The sequence below is a fragment of the Nocardia sp. CA-107356 genome (assembly GCF_050946365.1).
Taxonomy (GTDB): Bacteria; Actinomycetota; Actinomycetes; order Mycobacteriales; family Mycobacteriaceae; genus Nocardia.
On sequence record NZ_CP191992.1, the window covers coordinates 9,867,418 to 9,885,386 of the forward strand.

The window sequence follows — 17,969 nt, forward strand, 5'->3', positions numbered from 1 at the left end:
CCGCCGCGGGTCGACCACGCACTGCCCCGCTCGGCGCGAGTCTGCACACCACCATCAAGGCACTCGTGGTCTGGACCGAAGGTCATCAGAACGGAATCGCCACGGCCCGTAACTCTCACGGTCGTCGGGCCCGCGAAGCCGAAGTCCTCGAACACCGGACTGTCTGATCCAGGCGCATACTTTTCGGTCGCGGCCGGCGCGCGCGGCAGTAGGGTGGCGAGACAGAGAGGTTTTCCGCCGCGCGCCGCCTATCCGAGGAGTTCGTTATGAGGGCCGCCGTCGTCACCAATACCAAGTTCGCGGTGGAGGAACTGCCGACACCGGTACCCGGGCGCGGGCAGGTGCTGATCAATGTGTCGCGCTGCGGTATCTGCGGTTCCGATCTGCATGCGCGCACCCACGCCGACGAGATGGCGGAGCTGGCCGCGCGCACCGGATACGACCAATTCATGCGTTCGGACCAGAGTGTGGTGCTCGGGCACGAATTCAGCGGCGAGATAGTCGACTACGGACCCGGCTGCCGCAAGCGGTGGCGGCCGGGCACACCCGTGGTGGCGCTGCCGGTCGTGCGGCATGATGGCGCGCCACAACTGACCGGCCTCTCGACGGCGGCGCCCGGCGCCTACGCCGAGCAGGTGGTGGTCCAGGAGTCCATGACGATGCCGGTCCCCAATGGTCTTTCGGCCGAACACGCCGCTCTCACCGAGCCGATGGCCGTTGCCTGGCACGCGGTGCGCAAGGGTCGAGTCGGCAAGGGGCGGACCGCATTCGTCATCGGCTGCGGCCCCATCGGTTTGGCGGTGATCAGCATGCTGAAGGCGGCCGGCGTGCGCACCGTCGTCGCCAGTGACTTCTCCCCACGCCGCCGTGCACTCGCCGAAAGCTGCGGCGCCGATATCGTCGTCGATCCGGCGACCGAATCCCCGTGGGACGCGGCGCCGAAACGCGGCCGGATCAACGGTGTCACCGATATCCTCAGCCTCGGTTTCGACACCATGGAACGCCTGCGGCGCGTCCCGAATGTGCCGTGGTGGTATGTCTTCCGCTTGGCCCACACCCTCGACGCCGGTCCGGCGGGTCCGGTGATCTTCGAATGTGTCGGCGTGCCGGGCATCATCGACCAGATCGTCGCCGCCGCGCCGCCGCTGTCACGTGTGGTCGTCGTCGGCGTCTGTATGGAAACCGACCGGTTCCAACCCGCGATGGCCATCAACAAGGAGATCGAACTTCGCTTCGTTCTCGGCTATGACCCGGGCGAGTTCCGTGACACGCTGCATATGCTCGCCGACGGCAAGGTCGACCCGGGTCCGCTGATCACCGGCACCGTCGGGCTGGACGGCATCGACAATGCGTTCACCGCCCTGGCCAACCCGGAACAGCACGCGAAGATCCTGATCGACCCCGCCAGTAGCGCGATAACGCCCTGACCGGACGCCGTCGCACCGGACTGCGGACGACCTCAGCCGAGGTGGCGGTCGCGGTCGGCCTGGCGGTCGAGCCACGAGGGGGCGCTCACCTCGGTGCCCGGATGTACGAAAGTGGGCTCACCGTGTTCGAGGTAGACGGCGTGGCCCTCCATGCGGGCACGGAAGGCCTGCCAGACGCGGCGGGCCGATCGGGGGCGGACCAAGGTATCGATGGTGTCGATGCGAGCCCACTGCCAGCGGTCCAGTTCGCCGTGCTGCAGTTCGATGGCCGATTCGTCGCCGAGTTCGCCGCAGTCGAAGATATAGAGGATCTTGTCGCCTTTGTCGGCTTTGCCGCCTTTGTCGACTTTCGGTGCCCAGTCGTGCACCAGCAGACGCTGCGGCGGGCGGTCGAGGCCGAGTTCTTCCCGGATCTCGCGGTGACACGCCGCGGCGGGTGATTCACCTGGCTCGACGATACCGCCCGGAATATCCCAACCGCCCTGCTCGGCCGGGTGGACGAGCAGCACGGCCTCGCCGCGCACGAACAGACCTCCCGCGGCCAGCCTCACCTGGGCGAACAATTGCTCGTCACGGTCCGACATCACCTCACGACCTTCCCTCACCGGATCCGGAAATACCGCGGGTTCGGCGTAGTTACCACCGTGTGGCCGTACCTGCTGCGACGATGGGCACGGTCTCTTCACTTGTACACCAGCAGCGCACATACGTCCTCGAACAGCTCGAGAAGGTGGGCTCAGCATGGCCGAGAAGATCTTCGACATCGTGTGGGATGCGATCGATGACACCCCGCGCGACCACGAGAACCTGCGGCTGCGGTCGCAGTTGATATTCGAACTGACCGACTGGATCGCGTCGCGGGGCTGGAGCCGGGAGGCCGCCGCCGAGCAGCTCGGCGTGAGTGCCGCCAGGATCTCCGACCTCCACGGCGGTAAGTCACAGCTGTTCAGCCTGGACGCACTGGTCAATATGATCGCCGCGGCGGGCATGCAGGTGCAGGTGCAGATCACCTGAGCCTCGGTTGGTCACGCTCGCCTCAGTTGGTTGCGGCCAGGACCTGATCGGCGATCTTGTTGTCCAGGGTGACCCGGACCAGCGCTGCGGCCAGGTCGGCGGTGTGGTTCTCCGGGGCCAGATCGGCCAAGCGGTCCGGGTCGGTGGGTAGTTGGATGCATTCGGCGCCGCGCAGAGCGCGTTCGTCGAAATGCGGTCGGGCCCAGATCCACACGTCCTGGACTTCACGTAGGTAGATATCGCTGCCGGTGGGGCCGATGCCCTGGAACTGTTGCAGCAGTTGGGCGGCCCTGGCCGGGTCGTGTTCGGCTTCGTCTGCCAGCTCGCGCAGGTCACCGTGGTAGCGGTCCAGGACGCGAGACGCATTGGCTCCCAACCGGGAAGCCGTACTTTCGTCATACCGCTTGTAGTGGGCGCGGCCGAGCGCGTCGACCAGTTCCTGCCAGTCGGCGTCGGCGACCCGCTGCGGGGTGCGGTATCCGGTGCGCACCAGTTCCCTGGCGGCGCCGACGGCGATAGCGGCGGAGATCCTGGTGCTGAGCAATTCGGCGAGCATGAGCAGTTGGAACAGCGGAGCGGGTTTATCGGCGAGGACGATTCCGGCCTCGGCCGCATAGCCCGTACCCGCCCGATCCATCAGTGCGTTCACCACATCCTGCTGAGTCATGTGCTCCTCCCTGGCTCGTTACCCGAGACGTACCCCGGAGATCCCGGTCCACACTCGCGCGATGTCGTTGCGCAGAACATGCCGCATCAGCTGGTGCTTACGGTGTAGTCCTCAGCCGCGACCGGGCGGGCGACCTGTTGCGGCGCCCGCCGATCAGACCGCGCCACGGCAGGTACGGCAGCAGCCGAACATTGTCTTCAGCCAGAACCGACGCCGCTCCAACCAGGCCGGTCTGGAGCGCGCACGCCGAAATTACTCCGGCAGCAGGCTCAATGTCCCCTCGGCGCTGCGGGCCGCGGTGAGGCAGGCGGTGGTGGTGAACTGGTCGGCGAGCGGGTGACGGGCGCGAGCGCGCCATTTGCGGACCGCGGCCACCGCCTGGACGCGCTGCAGGGCGGGATCGGTGTCGAAAGGGACGCCGAGTCGCAGGTGCGTGGCCACGCCGGAGCCGCCGATCAGGCGGTGCAGTTCGGCGAGATCCGCGGCAGGCAAGGCCAATTCATCGGTGCGCAGACGCCCGAGCAGGCGGAGTTCGGCGAAGCCGTGCACGTCGGCGAGCAAGGTGCGGACTCGGGGCAGCAGTTGGTCGGCGGAGGTGCCCGGGTACACGGTGAGGACGCGGGCCAAGGCGGTCAGCGCCGAATGCGCCTTGAGTTGGTCGGCGCGCTGACCGAATTGGACGTCGAGCACCGAGCGCAACTCGTCCACCCCGCTGCGGCTGGTCAATTCCGCTGCCAGCGTGGCGGAATCGCGCACGCCGAGCCGGATCAGTGTCACCGCCATCCGAATTCCGAACAGACCGAAACGTTCGGCGAGCTGGGCACGTAGTTCCGGTGGGACCGGGAGCGCGATATCGGGGCGCGCGAAGCGATCCGCCGACAGTAGTGCGGCGCTCAGCTCGTCGACCGGAACCCGGGCCAACGCCTCGAAGGCGGTGAACTCCTGCTGACGCAGGGTCGCGGCGGCGAAAGCGAGCAGACCGGCGACGGGAATGACGGCCTGGCACAGTCCGGTTCGCTCCAGTTCCCCGGCGAACCGCATCGCGACATCGCGGGCGGAATGTAGTGCGTCGATGCGGCCCGCCCCGATCTCATCGGCGCGGGAGACCACCCCGATCACCCCGAGCGGCCCCGAAATACCCTGCGCCCCAGCGGTTCCGGCACCGACCTGTTCGAGGAACCGAACATCGGTGTCGTCCAGCCGACGCAGCAGATACACGATGGCGTCCGCACCGGGGACCGAAACACCCGTCCCCGCTCGGTCGCCGTCCGCATCGCCCGGCGTGAGCAGCCGCGCGGTGCGCATCGACACCTCCCGCGACAGCGATGACGTCCCCGGGGTGTCGATGATGGTGGTATTCGCCAGCGCGGCGGCGGGCCACTCGACCTCGAGATGGTCGACCGGACGCGGGCTGGGCGCGTTCCAGTTGAGTCGTTCCAGATCGAAGGTCAGTCCGTGGGTGCCGCTACCGCGGCGCACCACCACATTCGCCGTCGACCCATCCGGTGCGTAGGCCGTGACGCTCGGGGTCGAGCCATTGCGGTACCAGGTGACGACACGCGTGCACTCGGTCGCATCGGTCGGCGCGATGTCCTGTCCGACCAGAGAGTTGAGCAGTGTCGACTTACCCGCCTTCAACGAACCGGCCAACGCCACCCGCAGCGGCTGATCCAGGCGGCGAGCACAATCGGCCAGCAGTGCGTGCGGCCGCGGCTCACGGGGAAAGGCCTGCCTGGCCGCGGCGACCAGCTGATGCGCCTCGGCGACGATGCCGGGTGCCCGCCGGGCATCATGCCGGGTCACGTCTCTTCTCACGGAGCTACCGTACCGGCGGCCCATTCACTCGGCGCGGCGATGGCCGGTTACATAGCGTCCGCATAGCGCCGCAGCTCGGCGACCATCCCCAGCTGCCGTTCGAGCACCGCACAGCGCTCGGCCCGCCGCGCCGCCTCCATATTCGCCGCCTCCTGCGCGGCGCGCAGTGAATCGTCGATCGATCGCAGACTGCGTTCGGCGATACCGGTGTAATGGTCGCGCAGCGCCCGATGGATTCGGTGCAGCCGATCCTTGGATTCCTTGGCCGCATGGAAGGCAACGTCATCGACGAAGCGCCGGATGGCGACCTTCGCCTCGTTGCGGCGCCGGGCCAGCCTGGCCTGCTTGTCATCGCGGAATGCCTTACCGCCCACCAGAACACCGGCGCCGATGGAGATCGGATTGAGCATCGCGAGCCCGGCGAAGGTGGTGGCGAGGCCGACCATCAGCACGCCACCGTAGGAGCCGCGCATGCCGACCAGAATCTTGCTGCCGAAGCTGATATCGGGCTCCAGATCGGCGAGGGTGCCCGAGTCGGTCCTGGTGCCTTCGGTGTGCAGGCCGGAGCTGACATCGGGCAGGTCGACCGCGCCGAGTTCGGCGAAATGTCCGGCGACCCGCTCGGCGAGCTCGACCGCCCGGGTATGGGTCCAGAGCAGGTTGTCGCCGAGCGCGGTGTCGATATCGCCGGTGACCCATTCGGTGATCCGGTCCCAATGTCGGCCCGGGTCGTGTTCATCGATCCACTCCTCACCGGTTCTGGCGATTTCGCGCAGGCGGTCGCGCAGATCGTGATCGATATCGCCCGCGAGGTCGGTGATGCCGTCGGAGAGGGTCAGCTGCCAGGCCGAGGTGCGCCGGTGCAGATCCTCGGCGGTGGTCCTGGCCAACTGCAGCTCGCGGACCGCCACCGCACCCTGGCGGGGATCGCGCAGCGCGACCAGTTCACTGCCGAGCGCGAGCGCCAAATGCTCTGCGGCCGATTGGATATCGTGGGCCACCGCGAGCCGGGTCGCCGCCTGGTCGCGGGCCACCACCTGATCGCGCAGGAACTGATACAGCACGCCGAAGCCGGATTCGGCGCCGAGTTGCTGGTCCTGCAGCAGCATCGCGTGGCGGCGCAGCACCGCGGAGACCGGGATGATCGGGACCTCGACCCCGGCTCGGCTCAGATGGCCCTCGTCGGCCTGATGGACCTGGCGCCAATGCGGATACAGGTCGATCTTGGTGAGCAGCAGTGCGGTGGTCGGGCACAGTTCGCGGACCTGCCGGAGGAAGGCGAGTTCCGGTTCGGTCAGTTCGGTGGAGGCATCGGAGAGCACCAGAACCGCGTCGGCGGTGGCGACCATGCCGAGCACGCCTGCCGCATAAGAACTTCCGTGTCCGCCGACGCCAGGTGTGTCCACCAGGACGATGCCGTCGGCGAGCAGCGGATTCGGGAGCTGGATCTCGAGGCGCAGCACCCGACGGCCGTGTGCCTGCGGTGCGCGTGCGGTAACCGAGCCGATCTCGTCGACCGGCAACGGAACTCGCGCCTCCTCCGCACCGCTCGGACCGGCCAGGACGAGTTCGGCGCGCGGTTCGGGACCGTGCGCGAGCAAGGTCGGGACCGCGGTGGTCGCGTCGTCGCCCACCGGGCAGATCTCGAGGTTCAACAGGGCATTGACGAAACAGCTCTTGCCCTGACCCAGTTGTCCGGCGATCACGATGCGGCGCCGCGGATCACGGACCCGGTCGGCCGCCACTTCCAGGCGGCCGACCAGATCATTGCGACCCGCGGCGCGTGCCGCGGCGATGGTTTCACCCAGTACCGTCAGCAGCGGTACCGCGGGCGGTTGAGCTTGCACTGCGGGTGTCCCCATCGAACCTCTTTCGTACCGATATCTGCCGGGCAGCTATCTTCTCAGTGCAGGAAGGCGTCGCCGCCGAGATCGCCGCCAGCGTGTCCGGTCAGATCGGTGCCCGCATGGCTATCGGTGAAGAGCCCGGAGTCGCTGTGTCCGGTCACCGAGGTGTCCAGATGCGAACCGGCCGAACTGTCGAGTCCGGAACCGAAGGCACTCGAAACATCCAGCGACGACCAGGTATTCGCGGTGGACCCGACGGTCGAGGACGCGCCACCGGTCAGCGCCGAACCGGCGTGACCACCGAGATCCGCGGCACCACTGGCAGCGCCCTGCGCCGCACCGCCGACCGAACCACCCACGCCGGCGCCCGAGTGCACCGTGCTGTCGACGCTCGAGGAAAGGCCGCCGCCGAGACCGGCATTCGCCGAGCCGCCGAGACCCGTGGAAAGCCCGGTCGCCAAACCGGTTCCGGCATGCGCGCCACCGTCGACGGCACCGCCGAGCCCCGCTTCCAGACCGGTTCCCGCGTGCACACCACTGTCGATCGCACCACCGAGCCCGGTCTCCAAACCGGTTCCGGCATGCGCACCGCCACCGACCCCACCGCCGACCCCGGTCGAAAGCCCGGTGCCCAGCTGCGCTCCGGCGTCGACCGCGCCCTGCACACCGGTCGACACACTGCCGCCGACCCCGGTGGCAGCTCCGATTCCGGTGGACAGACCCGTCTCCAGTCCGGTCACCGCATGGCCTCCGGCATCGACGGCACCGCCCAAGCCGGTGGACAGACCCGCACCGAGCTGCGAACCCGCATGCGCGCCAGCACCGAGCGCGCCACCGAGACCGGACGACAGACCCGCGCCGAGATCGGCACCCGCCTGAGCACCAGCACTCAAACCGGACGACAGACCGGCACCGAGATCGCTTCCGACGTGCGCGCCGCTATCGACCGCACCACCGATGCCGGTGGTCAACCCGCCGGCCGCGCCACCGGAGAACCCGGTCGTGGCCTGCGCACCCGCGTCGAGCGCGCCACCCAGACCGGTCTCCAGACCCGACCCGACCTGTCCGCCGCCATCGACGGCACCGCCCAGACTCGTCGACAGCCCGCCACCGAGGTCAGCGCCCGCGCCGAGCGCGGCACCGGTGGCCAGACTCGATTCCAGCCCGGTCGTCACCTGACCGCTCGCACCGACCCCGGACGACACACCAGTCGACACTCCGCCGCCCAGCCCCGCACCGGCATCCACCACGCCGCCGATGCCAGTAGCCAAACCGCCACCGAGCTCCGACCCCGCCTGCGCCCCCGCCCCAAAGGCACCCTCGATCCCCGAAGTCGCCTGCGCACCAGCATCAACAACCCCGTTCACACCTGTGGACACACCACCACCGGCTCCTGCGGCCCCACCGATTCCGGTGGACACTCCAGCACCAAGTCCGGCCCCCGCCTGCGCACCAGCATCAACAGCACCGCCAACGCCGGTCGACAGCCCGGTTTCCAAACCACCAGCCGCCTGCCCACCCGCGTCGATAGCACCACTCAAACCGGAAGACAACCCCGCACCCAGATCACCACCGACCTGTGCACCGCCACCAACAGCACCACCAATTCCCGTGGACAGCCCGGATTCCAGACCACCTGCCGCCTGTGCACCAGCATCGACAGCACCGCCGATACCCGTAGACAGCCCGGCACCAGCGTCAACCGCGCCACCGATTCCGGTCGACAGCCCAGTTTCCAAACCACCAGCCGCTTGACCACCCGCATCGATAGCACCGCTCAGACCTGAGGACAGCCCTGCGCCGAGATCGCCACCGACCTGCGCACCGCCCCCCAAAGCGCCACCAACTCCGGTGGTCAGCCCGGATTCCAGACCGCCCACCGCCTGCGCACCGGCATCAACAGCACCACCCAGGCCGGTGGACAAGCCACCACCCAGACCAGCACCGGCATCGACGGCACCGCCGATGCCGGTCGACAGCCCTGCGCCGAGATCGCCACCGACCTGCGCACCGCCACCGACCGCGCCACCAATTCCCGTGGACAGCCCGGATTCCAGACCACCCGCCGCCTGCGCACCAGCATCAACAGCACCACCCAGGCCGGTGGACAAGCCACCACCCAGACCAGCACCGGCATCGACGGCACCGCCGATGCCGGTCGACACGCTCGCGCCGAGATCGCTGCCGACCTGTGTCGCGCCGCCGACAGCACCGCTGACGCCGGTGGTCAGATCCGCGCCCGCTTGGGCACCGGCGTTCACCGCACCCGTCAGGCCGGTGGACAGCTCGGCGTTCGCGTCGGCCGCAGTGCCGATTGCGCTGGAGAATCCGGTTGTTGCCTGGGTACCGACATCGAGGGCGCCGCCGAGACCGGTGGACAGGCCCGCTTCGAGGCCGGACCCGGCTTGCGCACCGGCATCCAGTGCGCCGTTGAGGCCGGTCGACAGGCCGCCGCCGAGATCGACGCCCGCGTCGACAGCACCGCCGAGACCGGCCTCCAGGCCCGAAATCGCGTGCGCCCCAGCACCGATCGTGCCGCCGAGCCCGGCACCGAGATCAGCGTCCGCACCGACAGCGCCACCGATTCCCGTCTCCAGGCCCGCCGCCGCTTGGGTGCCGGCATCGACCACACCGCTGAGGCCGGCGGAAAGGCTCGTGCCGAGATCAGCGCCGGCTTGGGCACCGGCGCCGATGGCGCCGCCCAGCCCGGCGCCGAGGTCGGCACCGGCTCCGATGACGCCGCTCAGCCCGGCGCCGAGTTCTGCGCCTACCTGGCCACCCGCGCCGAAACCACCGGACAGCCCGGTCTCCAAGCCGGAAATCACCTGCGCTCCGGCGTCGACAGCACCGTTCAGGCCTGCGCCGATGGTGGCGTCCAGACCCGTGCCCACCTGCGCTCCGGCACCCAATGCGCCCTCCAGACCCGTGGCCAGATCGCCCCCGGCTTGCGCACCGGCGCCGAGCGCGCCGCCGAGACCAGCGGCCAGACCGGTCACGGCCTGCACACCGGCATCGACGACGCCACCGAGACCGGCGCTCAGATCCGCGCCCGCGTTGACGATGCCGCCGAGGCCGGTGGCCACGCCGGCGCCGAGATCGGCTCCGGCCTGCAGACCAGCGCCGATCGCGCCGCCGAGCCCGGTGGCCAGGTCGAGGCCGGTACCGACGTCGAGGCCGAGGTCGGCACCGAGATTGATATCGGTGCCGAGGTCGACGCCCGCGTCGGCGGCCGCGCCGATACCGACCGCGGCGGCGGTATTCGCGCCGGCCGCGGCATTCGCATCGCCCGCACCACCGGCGGCCACGATCGCCGACAGCTGCGAACCGCCCGCGATCAGGGCCGATTCGGCGACCATCGGGGCGACGGCGGCAATGTCCTCCGGCGTCACATCGGGCAAACCGGCAGCTGCCAGTGCCTGTCCGGGGTTCGCGCAGTAACCCACCGCGGCCTCATGGTCACGGAGCAGGTTGAGGATGAACTCCAGAATCGCGTTGGGTGTCATCGAAATCATCTCCTGGATGAGCGGACCCGGGCGATCCGCGGTAGTTGGAATGCATTTCACGCTAGGGACGTCAAGCGTTACTTCGAAACGGGGCGCACCCCTACTGCGCGCCGCACGTCGGCGTTAGGGGCACCCGAACCATTAGGGGAATTTCCCCGCAACTTCCCCGACTCAGTAACGGCGGATGCCCAGCAACCGACAGAAGTGTTGCGGCTGGCAGGTCCACTCCGCCCCTTCCCAACTACAACAGCGACTACCTGGCCACACAGTTTCGAACGGGGTTCTCGAATGACAGAGCGTCTGGCGCTCGGCATAACTGTCGGTGCGTCGAATTCGGTCGCAGTGGCGACGCCGGGGGACGGCAGCGATTTCGACAGAGGCCACACCGGCGCCACTGTCATTACCCATCCGAGTGTGTTGCGCCTCACCTCGGAGGCGGCGCCCACATTCGGGAGTAGTGCTCGCCCGACCGGCAGGCATTCCAGTGACGTCGTGCTCGAGGGTTTCGTCGAGCGGGTCGGCGATCCGGTGGATATGCTCGCCGAGGACGGAAGCGCCCACTCTGCAGCGGATCTCGTGGCCACCGCGGTCGATTGCCTGATCGAGGAGATCGGTGCCGACGCCGCGCAATCGACGGTCGCCTGCCATCCGGCGTGGTGGTCGCGGCACACCGTCGACGTGCAGCGGGCCGCCCTGGATCGCGCGGGTCTGCGCGAGGTGACGCTGGTTCCGGAGCCGACCGCGGCGGCGCGGTGGCTCGAGGCCGCACACGGCCCGCTCGGCGACGGCGTGGTGGTCGTCTACGACCTCGGCGCATCCGGTCTCACCGTCTCGGTGGTGCGTACCGGCGTGCAGGCAGCCGTGCTCGGCACACCACTGCGGACCACCGATGTCGCCGGCGCCGAATTCGATCTGCTGACCATGCGCTACATCCTGGCTAATGCCCTGCGAGGAAATGATTTCGATCCGTTCGATCCGGTGATCGAACGGGAATTGTCGGCATTGCGTGATCGCTGCCGATATGCGAAAGAAGAGCTTTCCACAAATACCGCGACGGTCGTCCCGGTCCGTTTGAACCCGGCCGATCACCGGCCCGAAAACATCCGACTGGTCCGTGGCGAACTCGAGGATCTACTCCGCGGGCCATTACTGACCTCGATCGACCTCATCCGCGACGCGGTACATCGCGCCGGACTCGATATCGGCGAAATCGGCCGGGTGCTGCTCACCGGCGGCGGCGGCGCGATCCCGCTGGTGGCCGAGTTGGTCTCGACCGAATTCGGGCTCCCCGTGGTCGCGGCGCCAGAGCCGAGGTTCACCAGCGCACTCGGCGCCGCCGAGCTGGCCGCGGATCTGCTGTCCGCAACGGTGGATCGCACCCCGGTCGCGGCCATGGCCGTCGGCATTGCGAAAACCACGGAAATTCCGACGGTGCCGCGTCGCGTCGAGCCGGCCGCGCGCAGCACCCGCATGACCGGCAGCACCCCGGCCGACGATAACGACACGGTGCCCAATCAGACCTTGCCGAAGGCGAGCGACCGACCGCGCCGCAGGTTCACCGGCCGTCAGCGCGCCGCCATCATCGCGGGCGCGGCAGTGGTAATCGGCGCACTCGCCACCGGCACCGTCGCCATCGGCACCAGCGCCCAGTCGGGGCCGAACCAGCCGGCGAGCACCGATCCGACGACCGTCCCCGGCGCGGCGGTCGTCGCGGTGACCAACAACGGCACCACCGCCGGCGCGGCGACCACCTCCGCGAAGGATTCGCCCGCCGGAAGTCCGGATCAGCCTAAACCCGTTGCCGGACAACCGGGTTCCGCCGCCACGAGCAGCGTCGCCGTAATGAACAGTCAGCCCGCAGCGGGCCAGACCACCGACGGCCAACCCGCCCAGAGCCAACCGGCACAGAGTCAACCCGCATCCGCATCGCAGCCGTCGCCGGAGGTTCCGGCACCGCAGACACAGCCCGCCACACAGACACAGCCGGCCCCGCAGCCGCAGCCCGTCCCACAGCCACAGCCCGTCCCACAGCCACAGGTCCCAACTGTCCCCTTGACCCTGCCAACCGACACCCTGGGCGACACCGTCGGCGGCGTGGTATCCGCACTGCCCAAAATTCCCGGAGGCAGATAATGAGTGATATCGCCTTCGACACGCTGCCCTGCGCGCGCGAGATCTTCCGCGAGTTGGACGCCGCCGACCGTCAACCGGTCGTCTATCTCATCCGCGGCCGCTCCGGCTCCGGCAAATCCACCCTCCTCTCGGTGATCCGGACCCGCCTGCGCGCCCATGGCATCGCGTTTCAAGACGATCCCGCAATGCCCGAATACCTTGTTGCGCCGCACGCCGGCTCGGGAAACGGCGCGCATGCGATGGTGAGCGGCCAGGAAACGGACCAGCATGTTGACAACGATTCGCATGCCAACCGGATACCCGGTAACGGCGCAGACCTTGCCACTGGCGACGGACATCGCCCCGGCCACACACCCCGTACCGTCGAAAAACCCAGCACCGGCCCGCACTCCACCAACGGCGCGCACCCGCGCGGCATCGCCCCGCGCCCGGCCCTGATCATCGACAACGCACACACTCTCAGCGCAGCCGATCTCGAATCCCTGTGCGCGACTATCGAATCCGGCCGCTACACGGTCATCGTCGCAACCCAGCCACGCCCGCACGATCCACATCTGCGCGCGCTCTCCGACACGGTCGCCCGCCGCGGCCGGGTGGCCGATCTGCGTGCCCTCGGCGTCTCCGATATCGCGCCGTTCGCCCGCGAACTCGGCATGGCGGTGCCGCGTCCGGTCGCCCAGCACATCCATCGGCAGACCTCGGGCAGCCGTGGCGGTGTGGTCGCCGCACTGACCGCCGCCTGTTCGGCCCGGCTCGACGCCGGAATCAGCGCCGTCGACGACGCCGTTGCCGCATGGGCCCGTGCGCTCCTGGACAACCTCGAGCCGGATCTGCTGGAGACCCTGGTCGTCGCCACCACCGGCACCGGACTGGACTCCACCGAACTCACCGAGGTCCTCGGCGTGGAAAGCGCCGCGGCCCAGAACCTCATCGACCGGGCCAGGGCCAGCGCCCTGGTCACCGATGCCGATCTGCTGCTGGAACCGGCCGTCGCACCGCTGCGCACCTTGCTCGGCGATCGCCGATTCGTCGCCGTCCAGCGCCGATTGCTCAACGCTCGACTGGACGCGGGCCTGCTGCGCGATCACACCGCACTGCTGCTCGCCGAATCCGGCGTCCGCGACCAGCGGCTGGCCGAATTCCTCTGCACCGCAGCCGATAAGGCGGGCCGCGAGGCCGTCCGCTACTACGCCGCCGCGGCGGCCAGCGGCGCCGATCTCGACCTCATCGCGCTGCGCTGGGCGGAGGCGGCCGCGAACACCGGTGACGGCGATACGGCCATGCGGCTGGCCGAACCGCTCTTGGCTCGCCCGGGTGTCTCCGGTGCGGAACTGGCTGCGGCCGTGCGGATCTGCGCGGCGGTGCTCACCCGACGTGGTCTGGTCGGCCGCGCCGCCCAGCTGTATTCCTGGCTGGGCGCGCAGCGGATCGGCGCGGATTGGGCGGTCGGCGCGACCGTGCAGTACCTCGCGGGTGACGTGACCGCCGCGGCGGAGCTGTCCGAATCATCGACGCAATGGCCGCCGACCGAGGCCAACGCACACTCCCGGCTGATCGCCAGCGCACTCGCCCGCACCATCGTCGAACACGAAACCGGCACCGCCACAGCGGTATCCGCACTCATCCAGGCCGCGCAGGCCGATGCGAGCACCGATCGGTTCCTGCCGTGCACCGCGGTCTCCATCGCGACGCTGCTGTGCCTGAGCACCGGCGAGCCGCGCCGCGCCGGTGAGGCGCTGCGCCGGGCCACCACCAGCGGCCTGCGCTGTCACCAACTGGAGGTGCTCGCCGCTTGGGCCGCGATGCTCGGTGGCGACGAACAGGCCGCCGCGGCCACCGTTGCCGCGCTGCAACCGAATTCGCTCGATATCCGCGACCGCCTGCTCGCGCACGGCGTCGCGGTCGGCTTGGCCCGCCGCGGCGGTGATCATGCCGCGCTCGCCCGCGCCTGGCAGGCCGCTTATCCACTCTTCGACGATGTCGATGCCGACCTGCTCACCCTGCTGCCGATCGGCGAATTGTGGCTCGCGGGCATCCGCCTGCGCGATGAGCGCCGGATCGCGCCGCTGGTCGATGCCTCTCGTGCCCTGCTCCGACGGCTGGACCAACCGCCCGCCTGGGCCAATGCCTTCCACTGGTACGGCGTGCAGGCCGCGATCGCGCACGAAAGTCCCGAGGAACTGCTCCCGCACGCCCAGACGCTCAAGGGTGCGGCCGAAGCCGGGGACCGGCACGCCGCGATCCTCGCCGACGCGGGCCGCACCTGGGTGCTCGTCTTGCGCGGCCAAGTCGCCGCGGCCCCGGTACAGGCGGCCGTGGCCGGACTCCGCGAGATCGGCCTGACCTGGGACGCCGCCCGACTCGCCAGCGAGGCCGCGCTCGCTGCCGCCGATTCCACGACTGCGACGGCACTGCTCAAACTGGCCAGGACCGTCCGCGCCGACGCCCGGCCCCAGGAACAGCCGGTCCGCACGCCCGCACCCGCCGCGACCACTGGCGATGGGCAGACGCCGGCGCCGGCGCCGATCCCGGATGCGGCGATCCTCAGCGACCGGGAACGCGAGGTCGCCGAACTGGTGCTGCTCGGTTTGACCTATCGGGAGATCGGCGCTCGTCTGTACATTTCGGCCAAAACTGTGGAGCATCATGTCGCCCGTATCCGACGCCGGATCGGTGCCCGTTCCCGTTCGGAGTTATTGTCGATGCTCCGCGCCATGGGACACGGCTCGCTGCTGGTGTGATCAGGGTGCGGGCCGATCCGTGACGCCGAAGCGAGGTAATTGAGGATGGCCACTGGGGTGGGCCTGCGCATCGCCGAGGACAACTGCACAGCGGCCATCGTGACCGACAACGGCGAACCGCAGTTCATAGTCCGTGAGTCGATCCTGCACATGGCCGATGACGGCGACACCGTTCTCGGCGGTCCGGCCCCGGCCGGTCATACGCATTCGATCACCGGTTTTGCCTCCGCGGTCGGCAATCCGGCCGGTATCTCCGTCGATGCCGGCGAGGCCTACCGGGCCGAGGATCTGGTCGCGACGGCTCTGTTCTGCCTGATCAATCTCACCGCCGAACATTTGAACGGCGCTGCCGAGTTCTACGCGACCTACCCCGCCCACTGGCCGTCCGAATATGTGCTCTCGCTGCGCGAAGCCCTCGACTACCTCGGCCTGCGTTCGGTATTGCTGGTCAGCGAGGGTGATCTACCGAACAGTGACGCCGTCGCCCCGGAGCAGTCCTATGCCTACGACGCCGCGCGGGCCGCGTTGGCCGCGGTGCTGGCAACGCCCGCCGGCGCGACGCCGCCGGATCCGAGCAATGCCGAGAATTCGACCGTGGTCACCGACGTCATTCCGGCGGTGCCCGCGCCCGATGCGCAGCTGCAGGCCTATTCGGCGGCGATTCCGATCGGCGCACCGCTCGTCGCACCGACCGGGGAACCGCTCGTCGCACCGACCGCCGTCGAGGCGCCCGCGGCCGCGGCGGAAACCCCCAAGGCTCGGCGCGCCACCCCGCTGCTGATCGCGGTCGCGGCCGCCATCGGATTGGTGCTCGGCGGCTTCGGTATCGCGGTGCTGTTCGGTGACCCGGGCGCAACCCCGGTGCCGCCGATGCGCGACGCCAAGCCCGATCAGGTGTCGGTGAGCCCGACTCCGCAACCGCCGGTCGACCTCCCGACCGTGCCGATCACTACGACCACCGAACCGCCCATCGTCATCACCAGTACCGAACCGGAGACGACCACCGAAGCGCCGACCACGACGCCGCCGCCGACCACCACAACCGAGCCGCCCACCACGACACCGCCGACCACCACCCGGCCGGGTCGGACCACGACGACACGCCCCGGGTTCCCCATGTGGACCGCTCCGGGGTGGAGTCCACAGCCGTGGGAACCGCAGTACACGTTCGGCTTCCCAACTCCTCGCTGATTTAGTAGCGACCGACACTGGTTTGTGCCTTAAAGTGATCGGCTGACCGCTGTTGTCGGAAAATTTGCGAACAACAGGTCTGTTGCTGGACGAAGACTGTGCGCCACCGGATACTGCCCATGGCCCACGGACGTAGCTGGCACACCTCGTGCCGACGAAGGGACTTCATGCGCAAGTTGGTGGCGCGTAGCGCCACGGTCAAGGCAGCCTCGATCGGCTTCGCCGCGACCGTTTTCATCGCACCCTTACTCGTCACCACCACCGCTACGGCCGAACCGACAGCACCGGGCCAGCTGAGCGCCGATAGCCTGCCGCCCGAACTGGTGCAGGCCATATCCCGCGATCTGAAGATGACGCCCGCGGAGTATCTGGAGCGCTCCGCCAAGGCCCAGGAACTCAGCGACTACGCCCACACATTCCGCAATGAGCGCCCCGATACCTACGCGGGCGCCTGGATCGGCACCGACGGCAAGCCGGTCGTCGCGGTCACCTCGCTCGATGCCGCCGAGATCGCCGCGGGCGACGGCTATCAGACCCGACTGGCCCCGGTCTCGGCGAACAGCCTGGAGAACTCACTGATGCAGCTGAATCAGTGGATCAACACGCTGCCGAAGGAGATCGCCCAGTCGATCAACTCGGTCGCGGTCGACTTCATGAACAGCCAGTTGGTGATGTCCGTTGCCAATACGCCGGTCGACCACGCACTGAATCTGCCGACGCTGATCGCCAACGTCAAGGTCATCCTGTCGCCCAATAGCGGCGGTCCCGTCGAGCGCCGTCCAATGGGCGGCGACACCTATATCACCGCGCCGACCTCGCTGAAGGACACCTCGCTGCGCGGCGTCGATGTCTGCTCGTTCGGCTTCAACAGCGTGGACGCAGCGGGTAACGCGCTGAATATCAGTGCGGGCCACTGCGATCCGAATATCGACAAGGGCGATCAGCAGGCCACCGTCTACCTGCCCAATATCCGCGATATCCCGAACAGCATCGAACTCGGCAACTTCGTCCAGGCGCGCCTGGGCGGCCCGAGCGCACTCGACTACTCCGTCATCAAGCTGAACGAACGCTCGGTCAACGCGGGCATGGACCAGCCGTCGGTGCGCGGGTCCAACGGCACCACGCTGACCATCACCGGCACCGCCGAACCGGTCACCGGCGCTCCGATCTGCAAATCGGGCCAGTCCTCCACCTTCACCTGTGGGTTCGTGGTGGCGGATCGGGTCGAGACCCAGCTCTACACCTCCGAGGGCGTGAGCAAGACCGTGCGCGGCTTCGCCAGTTCGGCCTGCACGCTCGGCGGCGACAGCGGCGGCGCGATCGTCTCGGGCACCCTCGCCCTCGGCATCACCAGCGGTTCCAACGCCGCTGACGCGCCCGATTGCAATGAGGCCAATATGGCGCTCGCGCAGTACGGCGGCACCGCGACGCTCGGCATTCCGATTCGCTCGATCCTGGCCGATATCGATGCGTCCGCGGGCGGCGGCGTCGGCAACGGCATCGCGGTGCGTACCCGGCCGAACGCCGGGTGATCCGGTTGCCCGCGCCGCGCGGTCTGCCGGTTCCGTAGTGGGCCGAACAACACTACGACTCGAGTAGGCATAACCGGCCGGACACCTTAAGGTATGGAC

11 protein-coding genes are annotated in these 17,969 nt (G+C 68.8%); 6 read left to right on the forward strand and 5 right to left on the reverse strand.

From position 1 onward, the window contains the following. Positions 1-266 precede the first annotated feature (266 nt). The gene (locus tag ACQP1G_RS44375; protein ID WP_433196475.1) at positions 267-1,427 is read left to right on the forward strand and encodes a zinc-binding dehydrogenase; all 1,161 of its coding nucleotides are present in this window, start codon (positions 267-269) and stop codon (positions 1,425-1,427) included. Between the two features lie 32 nt (positions 1,428-1,459). Here the strand turns inward: ACQP1G_RS44375 and ACQP1G_RS44380 are convergent, their stop codons facing one another. Further along, positions 1,460-2,113 (reverse strand): NUDIX domain-containing protein, encoded by a 654-nt coding sequence (locus ACQP1G_RS44380; RefSeq protein ID WP_433196477.1) that lies wholly within the window; start codon positions 2,111-2,113, stop codon positions 1,460-1,462. A 55-nt stretch (positions 2,114-2,168) separates the two neighbouring features. Here ACQP1G_RS44380 and ACQP1G_RS44385 point away from each other — a divergent pair, with 55 nt between their 5' ends. Beyond that, entirely contained in the window at positions 2,169-2,441 is a 273-nt protein-coding gene (locus ACQP1G_RS44385) for a helix-turn-helix domain-containing protein (RefSeq protein ID WP_433196479.1), read from the forward strand. Between the two features lie 22 nt (positions 2,442-2,463). Here ACQP1G_RS44385 and ACQP1G_RS44390 read toward each other — a convergent pair whose 3' ends face one another. The 4 genes from ACQP1G_RS44390 to ACQP1G_RS44405 all read right to left on the reverse strand — a co-directional run bounded on the left by ACQP1G_RS44390 (position 2,464) and on the right by ACQP1G_RS44405 (position 10,273). Then, positions 2,464-3,108 (reverse strand): endonuclease, encoded by a 645-nt coding sequence (locus ACQP1G_RS44390; RefSeq protein WP_433196481.1) that lies wholly within the window; start codon positions 3,106-3,108, stop codon positions 2,464-2,466. A gap of 252 nt (positions 3,109-3,360) precedes the next feature. Then, entirely contained in the window at positions 3,361-4,923 is a 1,563-nt protein-coding gene (locus ACQP1G_RS44395) for a dynamin family protein (protein ID WP_433196483.1), read from the reverse strand. A gap of 47 nt (positions 4,924-4,970) precedes the next feature. Next, positions 4,971-6,785, reverse strand: coding sequence for a dynamin family protein (locus ACQP1G_RS44400; RefSeq protein ID WP_433196485.1), 1,815 nt, complete (start codon positions 6,783-6,785; stop codon positions 4,971-4,973). A gap of 41 nt (positions 6,786-6,826) precedes the next feature. Beyond that, a complete protein-coding gene (locus tag ACQP1G_RS44405; RefSeq protein WP_433196487.1) occupies positions 6,827-10,273 on the reverse strand; it encodes an IniB N-terminal domain-containing protein in 3,447 nt (1,148 codons plus the stop codon). A gap of 288 nt (positions 10,274-10,561) precedes the next feature. Here ACQP1G_RS44405 and ACQP1G_RS44410 point away from each other — a divergent pair, with 288 nt between their 5' ends. The 4 genes from ACQP1G_RS44410 to ACQP1G_RS44425 all read left to right on the forward strand — a co-directional run bounded on the left by ACQP1G_RS44410 (position 10,562) and on the right by ACQP1G_RS44425 (position 17,870). After that, the gene (locus ACQP1G_RS44410) at positions 10,562-12,406 is read left to right on the forward strand and encodes an Hsp70 family protein (RefSeq protein ID WP_433196489.1); all 1,845 of its coding nucleotides are present in this window, start codon (positions 10,562-10,564) and stop codon (positions 12,404-12,406) included. Continuing rightward, entirely contained in the window at positions 12,406-15,147 is a 2,742-nt protein-coding gene (locus ACQP1G_RS44415) for a LuxR C-terminal-related transcriptional regulator (RefSeq protein ID WP_433196491.1), read from the forward strand. The genes ACQP1G_RS44410 and ACQP1G_RS44415 overlap by 1 nt, the downstream gene beginning before the upstream one ends. A 45-nt stretch (positions 15,148-15,192) precedes the next feature. Continuing rightward, positions 15,193-16,338 carry a hypothetical protein gene (locus ACQP1G_RS44420; protein WP_433196493.1) on the forward strand — a complete coding sequence of 382 codons (1,146 nt, stop codon included), beginning with the start codon at positions 15,193-15,195 and terminating at the stop codon, positions 16,336-16,338. A 167-nt stretch (positions 16,339-16,505) separates the two neighbouring features. Continuing rightward, positions 16,506-17,870 carry a S1 family peptidase gene (locus ACQP1G_RS44425; RefSeq protein ID WP_433196495.1) on the forward strand — a complete coding sequence of 455 codons (1,365 nt, stop codon included), beginning with the start codon at positions 16,506-16,508 and terminating at the stop codon, positions 17,868-17,870. Positions 17,871-17,969: the final 99 nt, after the last annotated feature.

Excerpts from the sequence above, each read along its gene's own strand:
- ACQP1G_RS44375 (WP_433196475.1), top strand. The coding sequence starts at position 267 with ATGAGGGCCGCCGTCGTCACCAATACCAAGTTCGCGGTGGAGGAACTG.
- ACQP1G_RS44385 (WP_433196479.1), top strand. The coding sequence starts at position 2,169 with ATGGCCGAGAAGATCTTCGACATCGTGTGGGATGCGATCGATGACACC.
- ACQP1G_RS44390 (WP_433196481.1), bottom strand. The coding sequence starts at position 3,108 with ATGACTCAGCAGGATGTGGTGAACGCACTGATGGATCGGGCGGGTACG.
- ACQP1G_RS44400 (WP_433196485.1), bottom strand. The coding sequence starts at position 6,785 with ATGGGGACACCCGCAGTGCAAGCTCAACCGCCCGCGGTACCGCTGCTG.
- ACQP1G_RS44405 (WP_433196487.1), bottom strand. The coding sequence starts at position 10,273 with ATGACACCCAACGCGATTCTGGAGTTCATCCTCAACCTGCTCCGTGAC.
- ACQP1G_RS44410 (WP_433196489.1), top strand. The coding sequence starts at position 10,562 with ATGACAGAGCGTCTGGCGCTCGGCATAACTGTCGGTGCGTCGAATTCG.
- ACQP1G_RS44415 (WP_433196491.1), top strand. The coding sequence starts at position 12,406 with ATGAGTGATATCGCCTTCGACACGCTGCCCTGCGCGCGCGAGATCTTC.
- ACQP1G_RS44420 (WP_433196493.1), top strand. The coding sequence starts at position 15,193 with ATGGCCACTGGGGTGGGCCTGCGCATCGCCGAGGACAACTGCACAGCG.
- ACQP1G_RS44425 (WP_433196495.1), top strand. The coding sequence starts at position 16,506 with ATGCGCAAGTTGGTGGCGCGTAGCGCCACGGTCAAGGCAGCCTCGATC.